This window comes from Pseudomonas sp. MF6755 (genome assembly GCF_016405635.1).
Taxonomy (GTDB): domain Bacteria; phylum Pseudomonadota; class Gammaproteobacteria; order Pseudomonadales; family Pseudomonadaceae; genus Aquipseudomonas; species Aquipseudomonas haemolytica.
The window spans coordinates 25,641-47,211 of record NZ_JAEKDA010000005.1 but is presented as its reverse complement, the minus strand read 5'-3'; the positions used below and the strand labels follow the sequence as shown (position 1 = coordinate 47,211).

At 58.9% G+C, this 21,571-nt stretch carries 18 protein-coding genes; 3 read left to right on the top strand and 15 right to left on the bottom strand.

The genetic code is table 11. From position 1 onward, the window contains the following. Nucleotides 1–54: 54 nt before the first annotated feature. The 3 genes from rpoD to rpsU form a co-directional block, all read right to left on the bottom strand. Nucleotides 55–1,905: an RNA polymerase sigma factor RpoD gene (rpoD, locus tag JFT66_RS07395; RefSeq protein WP_034116091.1), complete on the bottom strand. Its 1,851-nt coding sequence runs from the start codon at nt 1,903–1,905 to the stop codon at nt 55–57. 67 nt (nt 1,906–1,972) lie between these two features. After that, nucleotides 1,973–3,943, bottom strand: a complete 1,971-nt coding sequence (dnaG, locus tag JFT66_RS07390) for a DNA primase (RefSeq protein WP_034116090.1) — start codon at nt 3,941–3,943, stop codon at nt 1,973–1,975. A 441-nt stretch (nt 3,944–4,384) separates the two neighbouring features. Beyond that, entirely contained in the window at nt 4,385–4,600 is a 216-nt protein-coding gene (gene rpsU, locus JFT66_RS07385; protein WP_002551877.1) for a 30S ribosomal protein S21, read from the bottom strand. A 203-nt stretch (nt 4,601–4,803) separates the two neighbouring features. Here rpsU and tsaD point away from each other — a divergent pair, with 203 nt between their 5' ends. Further along, complete coding sequence (tsaD, locus tag JFT66_RS07380) at nt 4,804–5,829, top strand: tRNA (adenosine(37)-N6)-threonylcarbamoyltransferase complex transferase subunit TsaD (protein ID WP_153837537.1); 1,026 nt, start codon at nt 4,804–4,806, stop codon at nt 5,827–5,829. Nucleotides 5,830–5,861: 32 nt separating this feature from the next. Here the strand turns inward: tsaD and plsY are convergent, their stop codons facing one another. Further along, nucleotides 5,862–6,431, bottom strand: a complete 570-nt coding sequence (gene plsY, locus JFT66_RS07375) for a glycerol-3-phosphate 1-O-acyltransferase PlsY (protein ID WP_034116088.1) — start codon at nt 6,429–6,431, stop codon at nt 5,862–5,864. A 74-nt stretch (nt 6,432–6,505) separates the two neighbouring features. Here plsY and folB point away from each other — a divergent pair, with 74 nt between their 5' ends. Together folB and folK are read left to right on the top strand one after the other, a co-directional pair. Then, nucleotides 6,506–6,859: a dihydroneopterin aldolase gene (gene folB / locus JFT66_RS07370; RefSeq protein WP_034116087.1), complete on the top strand. Its 354-nt coding sequence runs from the start codon at nt 6,506–6,508 to the stop codon at nt 6,857–6,859. After that, nucleotides 6,850–7,368: a 2-amino-4-hydroxy-6-hydroxymethyldihydropteridine diphosphokinase gene (folK, locus tag JFT66_RS07365; protein ID WP_034116086.1), complete on the top strand. Its 519-nt coding sequence runs from the start codon at nt 6,850–6,852 to the stop codon at nt 7,366–7,368. Before folB ends, folK begins: the two co-directional genes overlap by 10 nt. 53 nt (nt 7,369–7,421) lie before the next feature. On the opposite strand, the gene JFT66_RS07360 is transcribed toward folK, so the two are convergent. From JFT66_RS07360 to JFT66_RS07310, 11 genes are all read right to left on the bottom strand, one after another. After that, nucleotides 7,422–8,651, bottom strand: a complete 1,230-nt coding sequence (locus JFT66_RS07360) for a multifunctional CCA addition/repair protein (RefSeq protein WP_034116085.1) — start codon at nt 8,649–8,651, stop codon at nt 7,422–7,424. Between the two features lie 63 nt (nt 8,652–8,714). Beyond that, nucleotides 8,715–10,280: a SpoVR family protein gene (locus JFT66_RS07355; RefSeq protein WP_034116084.1), complete on the bottom strand. Its 1,566-nt coding sequence runs from the start codon at nt 10,278–10,280 to the stop codon at nt 8,715–8,717. Further along, the gene (locus tag JFT66_RS07350; protein ID WP_034116083.1) at nt 10,277–11,548 is read right to left on the bottom strand and encodes a YeaH/YhbH family protein; all 1,272 of its coding nucleotides are present in this window, start codon (nt 11,546–11,548) and stop codon (nt 10,277–10,279) included. Before JFT66_RS07350 ends, JFT66_RS07355 begins: the two co-directional genes overlap by 4 nt. Nucleotides 11,549–11,661: 113 nt before the next feature. Then, on the bottom strand, nt 11,662–13,584 hold the full coding sequence (locus JFT66_RS07345) for a PrkA family serine protein kinase (RefSeq protein WP_003194732.1): 1,923 nt from the start codon (nt 13,582–13,584) through the stop codon (nt 11,662–11,664). 285 nt (nt 13,585–13,869) lie between these two features. Next, the gene (gene glpE / locus JFT66_RS07340) at nt 13,870–14,199 is read right to left on the bottom strand and encodes a thiosulfate sulfurtransferase GlpE (RefSeq protein WP_034116082.1); all 330 of its coding nucleotides are present in this window, start codon (nt 14,197–14,199) and stop codon (nt 13,870–13,872) included. A gap of 9 nt (nt 14,200–14,208) precedes the next feature. Further along, entirely contained in the window at nt 14,209–15,060 is an 852-nt protein-coding gene (locus JFT66_RS07335; protein WP_198859045.1) for a symmetrical bis(5'-nucleosyl)-tetraphosphatase, read from the bottom strand. Beyond that, nucleotides 15,060–15,440 carry a Co2+/Mg2+ efflux protein ApaG gene (apaG, locus tag JFT66_RS07330; protein WP_034116080.1) on the bottom strand — a complete coding sequence of 127 codons (381 nt, stop codon included), beginning with the start codon at nt 15,438–15,440 and terminating at the stop codon, nt 15,060–15,062. The genes JFT66_RS07335 and apaG overlap by 1 nt, the downstream gene beginning before the upstream one ends. A gap of 99 nt (nt 15,441–15,539) precedes the next feature. Beyond that, complete coding sequence (gene rsmA, locus JFT66_RS07325) at nt 15,540–16,352, bottom strand: 16S rRNA (adenine(1518)-N(6)/adenine(1519)-N(6))-dimethyltransferase RsmA (protein ID WP_034116079.1); 813 nt, start codon at nt 16,350–16,352, stop codon at nt 15,540–15,542. Next, complete coding sequence (gene pdxA / locus JFT66_RS07320) at nt 16,349–17,338, bottom strand: 4-hydroxythreonine-4-phosphate dehydrogenase PdxA (RefSeq protein WP_162524804.1); 990 nt, start codon at nt 17,336–17,338, stop codon at nt 16,349–16,351. Before pdxA ends, rsmA begins: the two co-directional genes overlap by 4 nt. After that, nucleotides 17,335–18,669: a peptidylprolyl isomerase gene (locus tag JFT66_RS07315; protein ID WP_152612287.1), complete on the bottom strand. Its 1,335-nt coding sequence runs from the start codon at nt 18,667–18,669 to the stop codon at nt 17,335–17,337. The genes pdxA and JFT66_RS07315 overlap by 4 nt, the downstream gene beginning before the upstream one ends. After that, entirely contained in the window at nt 18,650–21,490 is a 2,841-nt protein-coding gene (locus JFT66_RS07310) for an LPS-assembly protein LptD (RefSeq protein ID WP_034116076.1), read from the bottom strand. Before JFT66_RS07310 ends, JFT66_RS07315 begins: the two co-directional genes overlap by 20 nt. Nucleotides 21,491–21,571 lie beyond the last annotated feature (81 nt).

The window sequence follows — 21,571 nt, the reverse complement described above, 5'->3', positions numbered from 1 at the left end:
AGGAGTTTTATCTATGCAAAACAAAACCCCCGGCCTGGGCCGGGGGTTCTGGTATCACTCGTCGAGGAAGGAGCGCAGATGCTCGCTTCGCGTCGGGTGGCGCAACTTGCGCAGCGCCTTGGCTTCGATCTGACGGATCCGCTCGCGGGTCACGTCAAACTGCTTACCGACTTCCTCAAGGGTGTGGTCGGTATTCATGTCGATGCCAAAACGCATGCGCAGTACCTTGGCTTCACGGGCAGTGAGGCCGGACAGTACGTCGCGAGTCGCTTCCTTGAGGCTCTCAACAGTGGCGACATCGATGGGCGACTGCATAGTCGAGTCTTCGATGAAGTCACCCAGATGGGAGTCTTCGTCATCACCAATCGGCGTTTCCATGGAGATCGGCTCTTTAGCGATCTTCAATACCTTGCGGATTTTATCCTCAGGCATTTCCATGCGTTCACCCAGCTCTTCCGGGGTCGGTTCGCGACCCATTTCCTGCAACATCTGCCGGGAAATGCGGTTGAGCTTGTTGATGGTCTCGATCATGTGCACCGGGATACGGATGGTGCGGGCCTGGTCGGCAATCGAGCGAGTGATCGCCTGACGGATCCACCAGGTGGCATAAGTCGAGAACTTGTAGCCGCGACGGTATTCGAACTTGTCCACAGCCTTCATCAAGCCGATGTTGCCTTCCTGGATCAGGTCGAGGAACTGCAGGCCACGGTTGGTGTACTTCTTGGCAATGGAGATCACCAGACGCAAGTTCGCTTCAACCATCTCTTTCTTCGCGCGGCGGGCCTTGGCCTCACCGATCGACATGCGACGGTTGATGTCCTTGATCTCGGCAATCGTCAGACCGGTTTCGGTCTGCAATGCAGTCAGCTTCTGCTGGCAACGGACAATGTCCGGCTGCAGGCGACCAATGGCTTCGGCGTACTTCGCCTTGCCCTTGGCCAGTGCGTCGGTCCAGCTTTCGTCAACTTCATTGCCCGGGAACTGGCGCAGGAAGTCAGTACGCGGCATACGCGCATCACGCACACAGAGCTGCATGATTGCACGCTCTTGAGCACGCAGACGCTCAAGGGCACTGCGAACGCGCTCAACCAGGCCTTCGAATTGCTTCGGCACCAGCTTGATTGGCATGAACAGCTCAGCCAGGGCCACCAGCTCGGCAATTGCCAGCTTGTTGCCACGACCGTGCTTCTTCAAGGCCTTGCGGGTGATTTCCATTTGATCGGAAACCGCACCGAAACGCTGGGCCGCAACAATTGGGTCCGGGCCGCTTTCGACTTCATCTTCGTCGTCGGTGCTGGCTTCAGCCTCGTCGTCGTCGGTGTCGTCATCCGCTTTCGCGGCCTTCGCATCGACTGGCGGCGGTATTTCGGCAGCAGGCGGCGCAATGCCGTCGTCCGGGTCGATATAACCGCTCAGGACGTCGGACAGGCGGCCACCTTCGGTGGTGACGCGGGTGTACTCGGAGAGAATGTGGTCAACCGTGCCAGGGAAGTGCGCGATTGCGCCCATCACTTCACGGATACCCTCTTCAATACGCTTGGCGATTTCAATTTCGCCTTCGCGTGTCAGCAACTCGACGGTACCCATTTCACGCATATACATGCGCACAGGGTCAGTCGTGCGACCGATGTCGGTCTCCACCGCGGCCAACGCTGCAGCGGCTTCTTCAGCGGCTGCCTCGTCGGTATCGGCGTCGGCCAACATAAGGGCATCCGCATCCGGAGCACTCTCGTGTACGGGGATCCCCATGTCATTAATCATGCGGATGATGTCTTCCACCTGCTCTGGATCTGAAATATCCTCAGGCAGGTGATCGTTGACCTCTGCGTAAGTCAGATACTTCTGCTCACGACCAAGGGTGATCAACTCTTTGATACGAGACTGCTGTTGCGCTTTTCCGGACATAACACCCTATCCACTGAAGGTCTTGGCGGGCAAAAAACAAGCCGAGGATTATACCCGAGCTATGACCTCACACGCCAGCTGAGGTCGGGTTTGATGCGGAAACATTCTGTTTTAAGAGGTCACGCATCTGTTTTGCTATCTGAATTTGCTCTTCAGCCGATAATCCCGGCTGCCTTGCTCTCTTGATAAGTTCATCGAGGGTCTGTGTGTGCTGACCCGCGGATAACCTATTAATGGTGTCTAAAAACTGTTGTTCAAGGTTATCGCCGTCAATTAGCCACTCCTTTTCCGCAAGGGCTTTCAATAACCGCCCCTGTTCCGTGCCATGCCAACGAGCCATGAGCTGAATTGAGTTTAGCTTAGGATTTTTCTGCACCGCCTCGATCAGGGCAATCAGCACCTGTGCATAGGTATTGCTCTCATTGGCAAAATGGTCAGCGCTTTCAACTTTGCCGGCCAGTTGCGGGTGGTGAATCAAGGTGCGCAACGCAATCAGTGTCGGCGCTTCTACTGCCACGGGCGTGCGCGGGGCATAGGCTTCATCGCGATCACCGCGCTTGCCGTTCTTGCTCCATGGCTTCTTGTCCCATTTCTTGCCGCCAGCACCGGATTTCTTCGGTGTCCACTCCTGCTGGGGCGCAAAGGCCTCCTGGGGTTGGTGGAAGTCGGCATAGTCCGGCATGGCGTCGTAATCCATGCCGGGGTCGTAGGCTGGTGGTGCATCCTGCGGTGCGCTGTGCACCAGCTGGCTCACGGCTTCGCCGCTCAAGCCGGTGATCTCCAGCAAGCGCTGGCGCATCAGGGTGCGCAAGTTGGCACCCGGGACCTTGTCGATCAGCGGCGCTGCGAGGGTGGCCATATGGGCCTTGCCTTCGAGCGAGCGCGGGTCGGCTTCTTCGGTCAGTTGCTGGAAAAAATAATCTGCCAGCGGTTGCGCATGTTGATTGATGCGCGCACGAAACGCGTCGGTGCCTTCCGAGCGGACCAGCGTGTCCGGGTCTTCGCCTTCGGGCAGGAACAGGAAGCGTGCGCGGCGCCCGTCCTGCAGGCTCGAGAGCGTGGCCTCGAGCGCGCGCCAGGCAGCGTTGCGGCCAGCCTGGTCGCCGTCGAAGCAAAACAGCACGCTGGGCACGACGCGAAACAGGCGTTTCAAGTGTTCTTCGCTGGTGGCGGTGCCGAGTGTGGCGACTGCATTACGCAGGCCTTGCTGGGCCAGGGCGATGACGTCCATATAGCCTTCAACCACGATAATCTCATCGAGGTTGCGGTTGTTCTTGCGTGCTTCGAACAGGCCGTAGAGTTCTTGGCCCTTGTGGAACACCGGTGTTTCCGGGGAGTTCAGGTACTTGGGCTTGTCGTCCCCGAGTACGCGGCCGCCAAAGGCGATGATACGACCACGGCTGTCGCGGATCGGGAACATTACGCGGTCGCGGAAGCGGTCATAGCGCTTGCCGGTTTCGGCGTTCTCCACCAGCAAGCCGGCATCGATCATGGCTTTTTGCTGGAGGGTATCGCTGCTCAGGTGCTTGTACAGATTGTCCCAGCCGGGCGGGGCGAATCCGAGGCCGAAGTCGCGGGCGATTTCGCCGGTCAGGCCGCGGCCCTTGAGGTAATCGACAGCGGCCTTGCGCTGCGGATGGCTCTTGAGTGACTGGCGGTAAAAATCGGCAGCGGCGGTCAGCAGCGGATACAGCGGCGAATCGGTGGGTTGCCTGGGTTTGTGTGGGCGGCCGCTTTCTTCGCGAGGAATTTCCATGCCCGCAGCTTTTGCCAGGTCCTCGACGGCCTGGGGGAAATCCAGGTTGTCGTGGTCCATCAGGAAGCCGAGGGCGTTACCGCCGGCGCCGCAACCGAAGCAGTAGTAGAACTGTTTGTCGGGGCTGACGCTGAAGGATGGGGTTTTTTCTTTATGGAACGGGCAGCAGGCGGTGTAGTTTTTGCCGGCTTTTTTCAGTTGTACGCGTGAGCTGACAACATCGACGATGTCGGTGCGGTTCAGAAGGTCGTCAATAAAGCTCTGGGGAATCAGCCCGGCCATGGCGTTCTCGTCATCACTGCGTGTAAATGAGGGCCCGTGAAGTGTTCAAGCGCACGCACTAGTGCCCGATCATCATCGTTTGCATGGGTTGTCAGGAAGTGTATCTGCCGAACGTTCACTGACGGTAGTTTCTGATCAGTCGTCGGCATGGACATGTTGCCCGGGCGTCCGGTGTTGGCCAATGGAGGCCTCGGAAGCGCATCGATGGGCACAGCCGATACAGTTGATCGTCTGCTTGAAGAATAGGTGTGCTCGTCAGTAGCCTTGTTAGGCTCGTCAGAAGAGACGTGCACCGCTGGCAAAAGAGCCAGCCCTGACGTGTGAAGCGGTGTCTCGGTCGCATGTGCGGCGTCGACGGTGAAGCATCAAGCGATATCCGCAAATGCCAACAGCCCGGCTGAGGGCCGGGCTTGGCAGAAGCTTGCTACGAGCGTCTGTGTATTAGTACAGACGAACGGCGCGGCGCTGTTCGCGCTGAACTTTCTTGGCGTGACGCTTAACAGCGGCTGCTGCTTTACGCTTACGCTCAGAAGTTGGCTTCTCATAAAATTCGCGGCTACGAACTTCAGCCAGAACACCGGCTTTTTCGCAGGAGCGCTTGAAACGACGCAGAGCTACGTCGAAGGGTTCGTTCTCTTTTACTTTGACGGCTGGCATCCAGAGCTACCTTCTTTCATTACCGGGAATCAACGTTCTCGTCGCAAAAAATTCGCGGCTGAGGTCGTCGGTTTTTAAGGGTTGCGGATGTTAACCCCTCATTGCCCGGAATGCAAAGCCTCTGATCGAAAACCGCTAGTCGGGAGGGGGAGCGGGGACTATTATGCGCGCCTTCGAATTCAGCCTCTACAAGGCGCAAACCCATGCTAGTACTGGGACTTGAAACCTCCTGCGACGAAACCGGTGTCGCACTCTACGACAGTGAACGCGGGCTTTTGGCCGATGCACTGTTCAGTCAGATCGACCTGCACCGCGCCTATGGTGGCGTGGTGCCGGAGCTTGCCAGCCGCGATCACGTCAAGCGCATGCTGCCGTTGATTCGCCAGGTGCTGGACGAGGCCGGCTGTGTACCGACCGAGATCGATGCCATTGCCTACACCGCAGGCCCGGGATTGGTCGGAGCCCTGCTGGTTGGGGCCTCTTGCGCCCAGGCGCTGGCTTTCGCCTGGGGTATTCCTGCCCTTGGCGTGCACCATATGGAAGGCCATTTACTGGCACCCATGCTGGAAAAAACACCCCCCGAGTTCCCGTTCGTCGCTTTGTTGGTTTCGGGTGGCCATACGCAGCTGGTTCAGGTCGATGGCATCGGCCAATACACGTTATTAGGCGAGTCCCTCGATGACGCCGCCGGCGAAGCATTCGACAAAACCGCGAAGATGATGGGGCTTAACTATCCCGGTGGCCCGGAAATCGCCCGGCTTGCTGAGAAAGGCGTTGCTGGTCGCTACATTTTCCCGCGCCCGATGTGTGATCGTCCTGGCCTGATGTTCAGTTTCAGCGGTTTGAAAACCTCCGCGTTGAACACTTGGCAGCAAAGCGTCAGCGCCGGGGACGACGGTCAGCAAGCCCGTTGCGACATCGCACTGGCGTTCCAGCAGGCCGTGGTAGAGACTTTGACCATCAAGTGCAAGCGCGCCCTGAAACAGGCGGGCATGAAGCGTCTGGTAATCGCAGGCGGCGTCAGCGCCAACAAGGCCTTGCGCAGTTCGCTGGAAAAAATGCTAGGCGACATGAATGGCAATGTGTTCTACGCCCGCCCGGAGTTCTGCACCGACAACGGCGCGATGATCGCCTATGCAGGTTGCCAGCGCTTGCAGGCCGGGCAACACGAAAGCCTGGCGATCAGCGTGCAGGCGCGCTGGCCGATGGAGCAACTGCCGCCGTTGTAGGGCTCAACGTGAGCCTGGTTCATCTGGGGTATTTAAAAATGCCGTTCGCGCCCGGCAAACAGGTCGCGTAGATTGCCGCGGTGGCGCCAGACGATCAGCAGGGTGAGCACGCTCATTGGCACCAACGCTTGCGGTGCCTGCCAGGCCAGCAACGGTAGGGTCAGTGGAGTGGCAATCAGCGCGGCCAGTGAGCTGGTGCGAGTCAGGTAGAACGTCAGCAGCCAGGCGAGCAGGGCCAGTAAAGCCGCCGGTGGGTAGATTCCCAGCAGCATCCCGGCCGCCGTGGCAACACCCTTGCCCCCGCGAAAGCGGAAGTACAACGGAAACAGATGGCCCAGGACGGCGCATACGCCAACCCAGGCCTGCTGTTGCAAGGTAAGGCCGACGAGGCTGGCGATCAGCACGGGCAGCAGGCCCTTGCATACGTCGCCCAGCAGGGTCAGGACGGCGAGTTTCTTGCCGGCCAGGCGCAACATATTGGTGGCGCCGGCATTGCCTGAGCCACTCATTCGCGGGTCGGGATTTCCCGTCAGGCGGCTGAGCAAAATGGCGAAGGACAGCGAGCCGAGCAGGTAGGCGAGAATCGCCAGTGACCAAAACATGCTAACTATTCCGGGCGAGGACGCCCTGATTCTAACGGGGCATCGCGCCCTTGTCGTGCTGCGGAGAAGAGTGCTTGGACAGAGTGTTTATCGAAGGCCTGGAAGTCGACACCGTGATCGGGGCCTACGACTGGGAGCGCGGAATCCGGCAATGTCTGCGCCTGGACTTGAGTTTTGCCTGGGATAATCGTCCAGCCGCTGCCGGTGATGACCTGACCCTGGCGCTGGATTACGCCAGCGTGTCTGCACGTATCCAGGCTTTTGCCGAGCAGTCCCAGTATCAATTGGTGGAAACCTTTGCCGAGCGCTTGGCCGAAGTGCTGATGAGTGAATTCCAGATTCCCTGGCTGCACCTCAAGTTGACCAAGCCAGGCGCGGTGCCGGCTGCCAGGGGCGTGGGTGTGGAGATCGAGCGCGGATGTCGTTGACTCAGATTTACCTTGGGCTTGGCAGCAATATCGAGCGCGAGCGCCGTCTATGCGGCGGTCTGGATGCGCTAGCGAGTTTCTTGAGGGATATGCGCTGTTCGGCGGTGTTCGAAAGCCAGCCGGTGGGGATCAAGAGCGGGCCGTTTTTCAACCTGGTGGTATCGGCCTACACTGACCTGCCGTTGATGGAGCTGGATCGCCGACTCAAATCCATTGAAGCCGATAACGGCCGCTACGCGCCGGACCGCAAAGGGTTGCCGCTGGATATCGATGTGCTGCTGTACGGCGATTGGGTCGGTGATTTTGATGGTCTGGTGTTGCCGCGTGCAGAGATCCTGAAAAACGCGTTTGTGTTGTGGCCGCTGTCGTTGATGGCACCAGATCGTGTGCACCCCGAGACGGGCAAGACAATGGCCGAGTTGTGGCGCGATGCGCAGATCGATCAGGTACTGGAGCCTGTCCGCTTCGAATGGCAGGGTCAACAGCTAACGCCCGATGTCCTTCTGTAGGCACGAGCTTGTTGTGGCGAAGGAGCTTGCTCCCTCGCCACAAAGGCCATCTCCTACGTTGAGGTGTGATCCTTGTAGGCTTTCAACGCTTTGAGCCGTTCGCGCTTGAGCGCTTCGCCCAGCTCCGGGCCTTTGAAACCTTTCTCCAGCAGTGGCGCCACTGCGACCGTGCGGGCCACCGTTGCCGCGCCGCGCAAATAATCCGCCTGTGGATAACTGCGCAGCTCAAAACCCTTGCGGCCGCGGGCGTCCATTTCGCAGGCCGCTACAAACTCTTCGAAACGCTGCGGCCGGCGATACACATCAAAACTCTGCAGTAACTCCAGCAATGTCGAGGCTTTGAGCTCGAGTGCACGGTGACCATGGGTGTGATACTGGCCCACCAACATTGCCAGTTCCTGGCAATCCTTCGGGACCTTGAAGCGCTCATTCACCGCCTTGATCAGCTTCAAACCTCGGTGTTCATGGGCAATGTGCTGCGGCAACTTATCCACAGGTGTCAGGCCTTTGCCCAGATCGTGCAGCAAGCAGGCCCAGCGCACGGTCAGCGGTTGGTTGTGCAAGGCAGCTTGTTCCAGCACGCTCAAGGTGTGCACACCGGTATCGATTTCCGGGTGATGGGCCGCGGGTTGCGGCACGCCGAACAGTGCATCTACCTCCGGCATCAGGGTTTTCAGTGCATCGCAGTCGCGCAGCACTTGGATAAATACCTGGGGCTGATCTTCCATCAGCGCTCGTGAGATTTCTTTCCAGCTGCGTTCGGGGGTGAGGGCCTCCAGTTCGCCGGACTCACTGAGTTGGCGCATCAATTCCAGTGTTTCAGGTGCAACCGTGAAACCCAGGTGCGCATAACGTGCGGCAAAGCGGGCAACACGCAGTACACGGAGGGGATCCTCGGCGAACGCGGGGGAAACGTGACGCAAGATACGCGCTTGAAGATCGCGTTGGCCGTGGTAAGGATCGGTCAGGTTGCCATCGTCGTCTTCTGCCATGGCATTGATGGTCAGGTCGCGACGGATCAGGTCTTCTTCCAGGGTGACGTCGGGGCTCGCGTGAAACACAAAGCCGCCGTAGCCCCGGCCGCTCTTGCGTTCGGTGCGGGCGAGGGCGTATTCATCACCATTTTTCGGGTCGAGAAATACCGGGAAATCAGCCCCTACCGGCTTATAACCGTTGGCGAGCATCTCTTCAGTGGTTGCGCCGACGACGACGCGGTCGATATCGGTGACCTTGATGCCCAGAAGGCGATCACGCACGGCGCCGCCGACTTTGTAGATTTTCATGAAAAAGCCTCCATTAGCGCCACAGGATAACGCCTGTACTGCGCCAATGGAGGCTTTGCTGTTTCAGAGATGAACGACGGCCAGGTCCAGGCGGCCGTAGTCGCTATCGTTATGATCAGTGCGCGGTGGCACATGGTGGGTTTTCATCACCTGATCGCCCTGCAGGGTTTCCAGGTGGATGTCGAAACCCCACAGCCGGTGCAGGTGCTTGAGCACTTCCTCGGTGGATTCGCCCAAGGGTTTGCGGTCGTGTTGCTGGTGACGCAGGGTCAGCGAACGGTCACCGCGCACATCGATGCTGTAGATCTGCACGTTAGGCTCGCGATTGCCCAGGTTGTACTGGGCGGCCAGGGTTTCGCGAATGATCCGGTAGCCAGGTTCGTCGTGAATGGCCGGGACCACCAGGTCGTCTTTCAGGTCGTCATCCAGGATGCTGAACAGCTTGAGGTCGCGAATTACCTGGGGCGACAGGTACTGCAGGATAAAACTCTCATCCTTGAAGCTGCTCATGGCGAACTTGATGGTCGATAACCAGTCGCTGCCAGCGATTTCCGGGAACCAGCGGCGATCCTCCTCCGTGGGGTGCTCGCACATACGGCGGATATCGCGGTACATCGCAAAGCCCAGGGCATAGGGGTTGATGCCGTTGTAATAGGGGCTGTCGAAGCCGGGCTGGAATACCACGCTGGTGTGCGAGGTAAGGAACTCCATCATGAAGCCGTCAGTGACCAGGCCTTCGTCGTACAGATCGTTCATCAGGGTGTAATGCCAGAATGTTGCCCAGCCTTCGTTCATCACCTGGGTCTGGCGCTGAGGGTAAAAGTATTGGGCGATCTTGCGCACGATGCGCACGATTTCCCGTTGCCAAGGCTCCAGCAGTGGTGCGTGTTTTTCCAGGAAATACAGGATGTTTTCCTGGGGTTCGGCGGGGAAGCGTGCATTGTCCTTGTCGTTGTTTTTGCCGGCGCGCTTTGGAATGGTGCGCCACAGGTCGTTGATCTGTTTCTGCAGGTGCTCCTCGCGCTCCTTCTGGCGCAGGCGCTCTTCCTCAGCCGAAATCGGATAGGGGCGCTTGTAGCGGTCGACCCCGTAATTCATCAGTGCATGGCAGGAGTCCAGCAGGTCTTCCACTGCATCGATGCCGTGGCGCTCTTCACATTGCATGATGTACTGCTTGGCGAACACCAGGTAGTCGATGATGGAACTGGCGTCGGTCCATGTGCGAAACAGGTAGTTACCCTTGAAGAAACTGTTATGCCCATAGCAGGCATGGGCCACCACCAGCGCCTGCATGCAGATGGTGTTTTCTTCCATCAGGTAGGCGATGCACGGGTCGGAGTTGATCACGATCTCGTAGGCCAGGCCCATCTGGCCTCGAGTGTAGGACTTCTCGGTGCTGAGAAAGTGTTTGCCATAGGACCAATGGTGGTAGCCCAGTGGCATGCCCACTGAGGCATAGGCATCCATCATTTGTTCGGCGGTGATCACTTCAATCTGATTGGGATAAGTATCCAGGGCATAACCTGCCGCGATACGGCTGATTTCCCGGTCATAGGCCTGGATCAGTTCAAAGGTCCACTCGGAACCGGTGGAAATGGGTTGACGCTTGTTCTCTTTTTTGGCGGTCATGTCACTAACCTGCGCTGGAAGAGTTCACGGAAGACCGGGTAGATATCGCCGGCCGAGACCAGTTGCTGCTGGGCGAACGTATCGGCAAAGGCTTCTCCGATGCGTTCGTATTCGAACCACAGTGCCTGATGCTCACGAGGGGTAATTTCGACGTAGGTGTAGTACTGCACGAAGGGCATGATCTGGTTGATCAAGATGTCGCGGCAGATCGGCGAGTCGTCGTTCCAGTTATCGCCGTCGGAAGCTTGGGCGGCGTAGATATTCCAGTCGTTGGCGGGGTAGCGCTCGGCCATGATCTCCTGCATCAGCTTCAATGCGCTGGAAACGATGGTGCCGCCGGTTTCCCGCGAGTAGAAGAACTCTTCTTCGTCCACTTCCCGAGCGCTGGTGTGGTGGCGGATGAAGACGACGTCGATTTTGTCGTAGTTCCGTTTCAGGAACAGGTACAGCAGGATGAAAAAGCGCTTGGCGATGTCCTTGGTGGCCTGCGTCATGGAGCCGGATACGTCCATCAAGCAGAACATGACGGCCTTGGAACTGGGGTTGGGTTGTTTGACGAGCAGGTTGTATTTCAGGTCAAAGGTATCGAGGAACGGCACACGGTGAATGCGCGCGCTGAGTTTCTCTATTTCTGCTTCTATTTCTTGGATATCGCCGAAGTTATCCGGTTCTTCACGCTTCAAGCGTGCCAACTCTTCTTTTGCCTGCTTTAGTTTGGCGCGGCTGCTGCCAGAGAGGGCGATGCGCCGTGCATGGGCTGAGCGCAAGGTGCGGATGATGTTGATGCGCGAAGGGTTGCCCTCGTTGCTGATGCCGGCGCGAACGGTCTTGAACGTATCGGTACCGGTCAGGTTGCGCTTGACCAGGTTGGGCAGTTCCAGGTCTTCGAACATGAACTCCAGGAATTCTTCCTGGGTGATCTGGAACACGAATTCATCCATGCCTTCACCGGAATTGCCGGCCTTGCCCGGGCCTTTACCGCCACCACCACCTTGAGGGCGCTGGATGTGTTCGCCGGTGGTGAATTCCTTGTTGCCGGGGTGCACGACGGTCTGTTTGCCGCCGCGGCCGTGATGCAGCACCGGTTCGTCAATGTCCCGGCCCGGGATACTGATTTGTTCGCCATGCTCCATGTCGGTGATGGAGCGGCGGCTGACGGCCTCTTCGACGGCCTTTTTGATGTGGTCACGGTAACGCCGCAGGAAACGCTGGCGGTTTACCGTGCTTTTGTTCTTGCCATTGAGGCGTCGGTCGATCACATAGCTCATAGGGAGCCCTCCGGGCAGCTTCACGTTACAAGCTTCAAGTCGCGAGCTGGAAGCTTAGAGACAAGCGGTCAACTGCCAGGCGGGATGCCTGGCAGCGCACGCTTGTCGCTGCCTTACTGCGATTTACGCACCCGCAGGTACCACTCGGAGAGCAGCCGTACCTGTTTGTCGGTGTAGCCGCGCTCGACCATTCGTGTGACGAAGTCGTTGTGTTTTTGCTGATCCTCCTTGCTGGCCTTGGCGTTGAAGCTGATGACCGGCAGCAGGTCCTCGGTGTTGGAGAACATTTTCTTCTCGATGACCACCCGCAGCTTCTCGTAGCTGAGCCAGGTGGGGTTCTTGCCGTTGTTGTTGGCCCGGGCGCGCAGTACGAAGTTGACGATTTCGTTGCGGAAATCCTTCGGATTGCTGATACCAGCCGGTTTCTCGATCTTTTCCAGTTCTTCGTTGAGGGCCACGCGGTTGAGGATTTCGCCGGTTTCCGGATCGCGGTATTCCTGGTCCTGAATCCAGAAGTCGGCGTACAGCACGTAGCGGTCGAAGATGTTCTGGCCGTACTCGCTGTAGGACTCCAGGTATGCGGTCTGGATTTCCTTGCCGATAAACTCGATGTAGCGCGGTGCCAGGTACTCCTTGAGGAAGCGCAGGTAGCGTTCACGGGTTTCGGCCTGGAATTGCTCCTGCTCGATCTGCTGTTCCAGTACATAGAGCAGGTGTACCGGGTTGGCGGCAATTTCGTGGGGGTCAAAGTTGAAGACTTTCGACAGGATCTTGAATGCAAAGCGCGTCGACAGGCCGTTCATGCCCTCGTCCACGCCGGCTGTGTCGCGGTATTCCTGGATCGACTTGGCCTTGGGATCGGTGTCCTTGAGGTTTTCACCGTCGTATACACGCATCTTCGAATAGATATTCGAGTTCTCCGGTTCCTTGAGGCGCGACAGCACGGTGAACTGGGCGAGCATCTTCAGGGTGTCTGGCGCGCAATGGGCCTTGGCCAGGGAGCTGTTGAACAGCAGCTTGTCGTAGATCTTGATTTCATCGCTGACCCGCAGGCAGTACGGCACCTTGACGATATAGATCCGGTCGATGAAGGCTTCGTTGTTCTTGTTGTTGCGGAAGGTGTGCCATTCCGATTCGTTGGAGTGGGCCAGCAGGATCCCGGTGAACGGAATCGCGCCCAGGCCTTCGGTACTGTTGTAGTTGCCTTCCTGGGTGGCGGTGAGCAGTGGGTGCAGTACCTTGATCGGCGCCTTGAACATCTCCACGAATTCCATCAGGCCCTGGTTGGCCCGGCACAGTGCGCCCGAGTAGCTGTAGGCGTCGGCGTCGTTCTGCGGGAATTCTTCCAGTTTACGGATATCGACCTTGCCCACCAGCGCCGAGATGTCCTGGTTGTTTTCATCGCCCGGTTCGGTCTTGGCGACGCCGATCTGGTTGAGGATCGACGGGTAGAGTTTCACCACCCGGAATTGGCTGATATCACCGCCGAATTCGGCCAGGCGCTTGGTGGCCCAGGGCGACATGATGGTGTTGAGGTAGCGCCGTGGGATGCCGAAGTCTTCTTCGAGGATCGCGCCATCTTCCGTGGCGTTGAACAGGCCCAGGGGCGACTCGAAGACAGGTGAGCCCTTGATCGCGTAGAAGGGCACCTTCTCGATCAGTTGCTTGAGTTTCTCGGCCAGGGACGACTTGCCGCCGCCGACGGGGCCGAGCAGGTAGAGGATCTGTTTCTTCTCTTCCAGGCCTTGGGCGGCATGGCGGAAGTAGGAGACGATCTGGTCGATGCATTCTTCCATGCCATGGAAGTCTTCAAAGGCCGGGTAGCGGCGGATCACCTTGTTGGAGAATATTCGCGACAGGCGCGAATTGTTGGCGGTTTCCACCAGCTCCGGCTCGCCGATCGCCAATAGCAGGCGCTCGGCGGCAGATGCGTAGGTGCTGCGGTCCTGCTTGCACAGCTCGAGATACTCTTGAAGTGTGAGTTCTTCCTGCTGCGTGGACGCGAAGCGTTGTTGGAAGTGGCTGAAAATACTCATGACGTCGTCACCTCGCTCGATACGTGGAGCCGACGCCGGATCAATCAGTCGATGCTGGCAGTCATTGACGGACGCCAATGGCTGTTTTCCCCCCAGAACACCCTGAAACGCTACCGATGACCCGTACGCCGGTGTACCGGCTCTCCCCTGATTCGGATGGCCTGCGCTTAAGGATAGTTCGGAATCCGGGAGGTCAAGGCACGATACGCAATTAGTTTGCCTGCGCCGTTCGTCAGAAACGGCGCGAGCCCAAGCATCACGCGGGGTAGCGGGGTGTGAAAAAAATTATTGCGAATTGCCGGAGGAAATTTCTGCAGGATAGGTCGTACGCCACAGCTCAAAGCCGCCGTCCAGGCTGTAGACGTCGGAGAAGCCCTGGCTGACCAGATAGGCGGCCGCGCTCTGACTGGAATTGCCGTGGTAGCAGGCAACGATCAGGGGTGCATCAAGGTCGGCGGCGCGGATGAAGTCGGCGATGTTGACGTTGTCCAGGTGCTGGGCGCCGGTGATATGGGCGGCGGCGTAAGTGGGTTGATCGCGGATATCAACCACTACGGCACCTTGCTCACGCAGGGCCTGGGCTTGTTCTGGGGGGATACGCTTGAATTCGCTCATGGCGGGCTCCTATGACTTGGCGGCGGCCGGCTGGGTAATGGAAAGGGGTGGTTCACACTGGCAGTCAAGGCGCTCGCCAGTGTCGATGTTCATCAGGGTCATGGCGCCGCCCCACACGCAACCGGTGTCGAGGGCGAACACGCCGGGCTCGTCGCACCGGCCTTCCAGGGCGGCCCAGTGACCGAAGATGATCCTGGTATCACTGGTCTTGCGTTCCTTGTGGGCGAACCAGGGCTTATAACCCGGTAGCGCCGTGTCGACGCCTTCCTTGCTTTTGAGGTCCAGCTTGCCTTCGGCGGTGCAGAAACGCATGCGGGTGAAGTAGTTGGTGACCACGCGCAGGCGGGGCACGCCGGTGAGGTCGTTGTCCCACTTCACTGGTTCGTTACCGTACATGCCGTCGAGGTAGGCGGTGTACAGGTTGTCGTCGGCCAGCGCACTTTCAACTTCTGCGGCGCATTTAAGGGCTTTTTTCAGCGTCCACTGTGGCGGGATGCCTGCATGCACCAAGGCCATGTTGCGGCGTTCGTCGTAATGCATGAGCTTTTGTCGGCGCAGCCAGTCGAGCAATTCAGCGCGATCCGGTGCTTCGAGAATTTCCCGCAGGGTGTCGCCTTTTTTCAGGCGTTCGATGTTACTGCCGGCCGCGAGCAGGTGCAGGTCATGGTTACCGAGCACACACACCAGGGAGTCTCGCAGGCTATAGAGGTAGCGCAGGGTTTCCAGGGACTGAGGGCCGCGGTTGACCAGGTCGCCCACCAGCCACAGGCGATCATTTGCCGGGTCGAAGGCTACACGCTCCAGCAGGCGCTTGAGAGGCTCCAGGCAGCCTTGCAGGTCGCCGACCGCGTACGTCGCCATCAGTGCAGGGCTCCGGGCACAGCGAGGCGAAAGGGCGCGATGACGGCGTCGAACAGTTTGCCGTCGGTGGCCTTCATCTGATACGAGCCTTGCATGGTGCCGACCTTGGAGGTCATCACCGTGCCGCTGCTGTAGGTGTGGCTGGCGCCGCTGTCGATCAAGGGTTGCTGACCAACAACGCCAGCACCACGCACTTCCTCGACCTGGCCGTCACCGTCGGTGATAACCCAGTGGCGCGACAGCAGCTTGGCCGGTACCAGCCCGTTGTTTTTCACCGTGACGGTGTAGGCAAAGGCGAAGCGGTTCTGTTCAGGTTGCGATTGTTCCGCCAGGAAGCGGGTGACGACGCTGACGTCGATCTTATAGCGAGGATCGGACATGCAAGAGGCCTTAAAAGCGGAGGACAGCAGATGCGGGTCAGTCTAGGCCATGAGGAGGGCACTAGGCCAGACATGCTGTCTGGCCATACACCGCAGGCTTCAGTCCGCGGCGGGTGCCGGCTGAATGGCCAGTTGATCGGCCAGGCGTACAAATGCGGCCAGGTCCAACTGCTCGGGGCGCAGGCTGCCATCGACGCCGGCGGCTTCGATTTCAGCGGTGCTCAGCAGGGCCTTGAGTGTGTTGCGCAGGGTCTTGCGACGTTGGTTGAACGCTTCGCGTACCACACGCTCCAGCAATTTATGGTCCTTGGCTGGGTGCGGCAGCACGGCGTGAGGTACCAGGCGCACGATGGCTGAATCGACTTTAGGCGGCGGGTTGAACGCGCCAGGCCCAACGTTGAACAGGTGCTCCACGCGGCAGTGGTACTGGACCATGATCGACAAACGACCCCAATCGCCGCCGCCAGGGCCGGCAGCGAGGCGTTCCACCACTTCTTTTTGCAGCATGAAGTGCATGTCGCGGATGATCCCGGCGTTGTTCAGCAGGTGAAAAATCAGCGGCGTGGAAATGTTGTACGGCAGGTTACCCACCACCCGCAGGCTGTTGGGCGCGGCGTTGAGGCTGTTGAAGTCGAACTTCAGCGCGTCGCCCTGGTGCAGGTTGAAGTTGGGCTTGCCGGCGAACTGCTGGTTGAGGATCGGGATCAGGTCCTTGTCCAGTTCCACCACATCCAGTTGCCCACCACTGGCCAGCAGGCCCTGGGTCAGCGCGCCCTGGCCCGGGCCGATTTCCAGCAGGCGGTCTTCGGGCTTGGCATGGATGGAACGCAGGATACGGTCGATTACGCCAGCGTCGTGCAGGAAGTTTTGCCCGAAGCGCTTGCGCGCCCGGTGTTGGTATTGCTCAGTCATATACGGGTCTCGGCCATCTGATAGGCGGTTTCCAGGGCCACGTGCAGGCTGCCGGTATCGATCTTGCCGCTGCCTGCCAAGTCCAGGGCTGTGCCATGGTCGACGGAGGTGCGGATGATCGGCAGGCCCAGTGTCACGTTGACTGCAGCGCCGAAGCCTTTGTATTTCAGCACGGGCAGCCCTTGGTCATGGTACATCGCCAGCACTGCGTCGCAGTGCTCCAGATATTTGGGGGTAAACAGAGTGTCTGCAGGCAATGGGCCACGCAGGTCCATGCCTTCTTGGCGCAGGCGCTCTAATGTCGGTTCAATGATATCGATTTCTTCATGGCCCAGGTGGCCACCTTCACCGGCGTGGGGGTTGAGCCCGCAGACCAGGATACGCGGTTGGGCAATGCCGAACTTCTGTTGCAGGTCGGCATGCAGGATGCGCGTGACACGCTCCACGCGCTCGGCGGTAATGGCATCGGCGACTTCACGCAGCGGCAAGTGCGTGGTCACCAGGGCCACGCGCAGGCCACGGGTGGCGAGCATCATCACGACTTGAGCGGTGTGGGTCAGTTCAGCGAGGAATTCGGTATGGCCGGAAAAGGCGATGCCGGATTCGTTGATCACACCTTTGTGCACAGGGGCGGTGATCATGCCGGCGAAGTCGCCGTCGATACAGCCTTGGCCTGCACGGGTCAGGGTTTGCAGTACAAACGCCGCATTGGCCTTGTCCAGTTGCCCGGCAACGACCTTGGCGTGCAGTGGGGTATCCCATACGTATAGGCTGCCTGCGGGTGCCGGCAGGTCGGGCCAGTTGCTTGGTGCCACGTCCAGCAGGTTGACGGCCACACCCAGTTGCGCGGCCCGCTCAAGGAGCAGGTCGCGGCTGGTAATGGCGATCAGGGGGTGTGGCTGGGGTTGCGAGGCGAGCAGCAGGCACAGGTCTGGACCAATGCCGGCCGGCTCGCCGGGTGTCACGGCGAAACGCTGGGGTTTCACTGGGCGGCCTGGTCGGTGCCTGTTTGCTCGGCGCCTGGCAGCTTGTTCTCTACATAAGCTTCGTCACGGATCTGACGCAACCAGGTTTGCAGTTCTTCGTCGTATTTGCGGTTACGCAGTACAGTCAGGGCTTGCTGCTCGCGGGCCTGGGTGGTGTTGTCAGTGGCACGACGGCCAAGGACTTCAAGCACATGCCAGCCGTATTGAGTCTTGAACGGTTTGGACAAAACGCCTTGCGGAGTATCGGCCATGACCTGCTGGAACTCCGGCACCAGGGCTTTCGGGTCGATCCAGTTCAAGTCGCCGCCGTTGAGGGCAGAACCTGGGTCTTCCGAGAAGCTTTTGGCCAGGGTAGCGAAGTCTTCGCCGCTTTCGATGCGGTCGTAGATCTTCTGGGCCAGTTCCTTGGTTTGTGCCTCGGTGCGGATTTCGCTTGGTTTGACCAGGATGTGACGAACGTGTACTTCGTCTTTCAGCGAGGTCTCGCCGCCGCGCTTGCCCAGCAGCTTGAGGATGATGAAACCGCCTGGCGTACGTGCCGGTTGGGTAATCTCACCCACGTTCATGGCGCTCAACTCACGGTCGAACGGCGGTGGCAGTTGTGCGGCTTTACGCCAGCCCATGTCACCACCGTCCAGCGCGTTATCGCTGCCGGAGACGGCAATCGCGGTCTGGGCAAAGTCAGCCCCGGCCTTCAGGCGGTCGTAAACCGCTTGAGTCTTGGCGGCTGCGGCATTCAATTGCTCGGCGCTGGCGCTGTCTGGCGTTGGGATCAGGATATTGGCCAGGTGCAGTTCTTCGGAGAGCTGCATCTTGCCAAGGTCCGAAGCCAGGAAGTTCTTCACTTCCTGCTCGGATACCTGGACCCGCTCGGCCACACGGCGCTGACGCACACGGCTGATGATCATCTCGCGCTTGATCTGGTCACGAGCGTCCTCATAGGACAAACCATCGTGAGCCAGGGCGGCGCGGAACTGATCAATGCTCATGTTGTTGCGTTGAGCGATGGTACCAACGGCCTGGTTCAGTTCTTCGTCCGAAATACGGATGCCGGAGCGTTCGCCGATCTGCAGTTGCAGGTTTTCGACGATCAGGCGCTCCAGCACCTGCGGTTCCAGGACGCTGGTAGGTGGCACGCCACCGCCACGCTTGGCGATGGTTTGCTGAACTTCCTTGACCCGTTGGTCCAGCTGGCTTTGCATGATCACGTCGTTGTCGACGATGGCCGCCACTTTATCCAGCTGTTGGACCGCGGCGTGTGCCGATACGGTGCCCAGGAACAGCGCGCCCAGTACTAGCGGGCGCAAGCGATCAGAAAGCTTTGTCTTCACGTTCACGATAACCTTCAATGCCTTTGTCGAGGAAGCTCTCTACCTTGGCGCCGGTCAGGCCGCCGAGTCCTTTAAGGACGATCTGGAGGAAGAGCCCGTGGTCACCCTTTTCGTTCTGCGGGGCGATCTGGCTGTATTCGTCGTTGGAAACCCAGTAGCGGTTGATGACGCGCAGTTTCCAGCAGCAGTTGTCGTACTCGAAACCACCGAAGGCTTCCAGGGTACGGTTGCGGGCATAGTCATACTGCCAGCGGGTGATCAGGTTCCACTGCGGAACGATCGGCCACATCATCGAGAAGTCGTGTTGCTGGATTTTGTAGTAATCCTTCACGAAGCCAGGATCGCCTTCTTTGCCGAAGTCACCACCGAACTGCCACTTGCCGGTCAACTGGTTGTAGACGATCTGATCGTTCCGATAGCGGTAGCCGAGGTTGACCACCTTGTTCGGGTTATCTTCCGGCTGGTAGTGGAACATTGCGCTGCCCGAACGTGGGGTGTGGTTTTCAGTGTCCCAGTTATAGTCGGCCGTCGCACGCCAGTCACGGTTGAAGCGGAACTCATATTCCAGGGCGATCGGCGATACATCACTCTGGGCGTCTGCACGGTCGGCGGCCAAAACGCCTGGCAGTTGAACTTCACGATCCTTGAAGTACAAGGCCTGACCGACGCTCACACGTTGGCGTTCGAAACCGTTTTCTTCGATCCAGCGGCTGGTTACGCCTAGGGACAGCTTGTTCTCATCACCGATCCGATCATTACCGACGAAGCGGTTGTCACGGAACAGCGACGCGTAGCTGAACGAGTATTCACCCGAGTCGAAAACCGGGATATCGCTCTGGTCTTTATTGGGAACATAAAGGTAGAACGCGCGCGGCTCGAGGGTCTGGCGATAGTCTTTGCCGAACCAGTTGGTATTGCGATCAAAGAAGAGACCACTGTCGATGCTGGCAATGGGTACTGCACGATCTTGCGAGCTTTTGAACACACCGCCCGCGTAAGGAGCTGCACCAGGCACCGTGGCGGCCAATTGCCCGTCGGCGATGTCCTGCTTACCTTTGCTATCCAGGTCAAGGTCATACTTGGTGTAGACGTATTTGAGCCTTGGCGTAATAAAACCGTAGCTCGAGGTCATCGGGTACTCGATGGCCGGCGCTACGTTCAAGCGCGTACCGTTTGCACGGGTCAGGCCGTTGACGTAGTTATCCAGGCGTCGCTCGCCAATAGTGCCATCGGCGTTAAATGGCCCGCCATCTTCGTTAACCACATTACCGCTTCTGAGGTTGCGGTCGAATCTTACGGCTTCTGTCTCATAGGACAGATTGACCCCACCCGGATGGTACGGCAGCAGGCCATTAAAGGTGATCTGCGGGAGCCGATCATACGGCGTGATTTGTGAAATCGTGGCCAACTGCATCGACTGGACATTCAGGCGAGCCTGATAGGAGTCCCCGCGATAGGTCAAAGCACCTTGCTGGTTCAGGAAGTCCTGGCTCTGAACGCCTTCCTGATAGGCCTTCAAATCCTGGAAGTAGAACGGATCACTGATCTTGGTGTAGTCAACCAGTGTCGACAGGCGCGAATCCAGACCACCCCTATGCTGCCAATTGAGCATGTAGCGAGTTTTTTCGTAATCGGTCTGTTTCTTGCGCTCGTCGCTATCATCATTCAGATACGCCCCACCAAACTGCCCTTCGCTGGACTTGGTCAGGTAGCGGAATTCGCCTTCCATCAACAAGCCACGCTTGGTCATGTACTGCGGGTACAACGTGGCGTCGTAGTTCGGTGCCAGGTTGAAGTAGTACGGCGTCACCAGGGTGAAGCCCGTCTCGCTGCCGGTGCTGAAGCTTGGCGGCAGGAAGCCCGATTGACGACGGTCGTCGATCGGGAAGTAGATGTAAGGGGTGTACAGGATCGGGATGTTCTTGACCCGCAACGTCGCGTTGGTAGCCGTACCGAAACCGGTGGCCGGGTTCAACGTGATGTTGTTGCCTTTGAGCTGCCAGGCATTGCTGTCGGGCTCGCAGGTCGTGTACGTACCGTCCTTGAGACGGATGATCGCGTTCTCGGCACGCTTGGCGTACAGCGCGTTACCGCGGATGCGTGACTTGTGCATCACGTATTCGGCGTTGTCGATCTGGGCGGCGCCGGTGTCGAGCTGAACCTGGGCATGGTCGCCCACGATCAGGGCGCCGTTGTCGCGCAGACGCACCTTGCCGTTCAGCTCGCCACGGTTCTCGGCCTGGTACAGGCTGGCTTCGTCCGCTTCCAGCTGCATGCTGCCCTGGCGCATGACCACGTCACCGGCCAGGGTTGCGACCTGCTGTTCCTGCTCGTAACGAGAGGCCTTGGCACCGATGAAGGTCGGCGCATCGCTCTTGTTCGTCTTGTCATTCATGCCAGGACGAACCGGCTCGATGTAGGCGCCGCTGCAGTAAGGGCCGGTTTCAGCCAACTGCGCTGCAGTCAGTTTCTCACGAGGCACCCAGTCCAGGTGGCTGTAGTCGGCGCTGCGCGAACGCAGGCCACGGCCCTTGGCTTCGGTGACCAGCATGGTCTTCGGCTCGGCGTCGACGCTGCCTTCAGCCTTGCCTTGCGGCGTGCTGTTGGCCGAGCTGACGGCAGAGCCGTCATGCACCGGGCGCGGTGGCAATGGGGCGGCGGCGGTTTTCGGCGCGCAATCCCAGGCACCCGAAGCAGAGACTGAGCAGTCATACTGTTCCGCGGCGACCACGAATGAGGTGGCGAAAGGTTGCAAGGCCAGCAGACTGCCGGTTACCAGCAACGGAAATTTTCTACGAAACGCGGGGGATTTCAATGCCATCTTATTAGTCCGGGCTTCCTGCGTGCCATCTGCCCGCGGTTTGGGCCGCACGCCTCTCGATGGTCTGAAAAAGATGCGTGA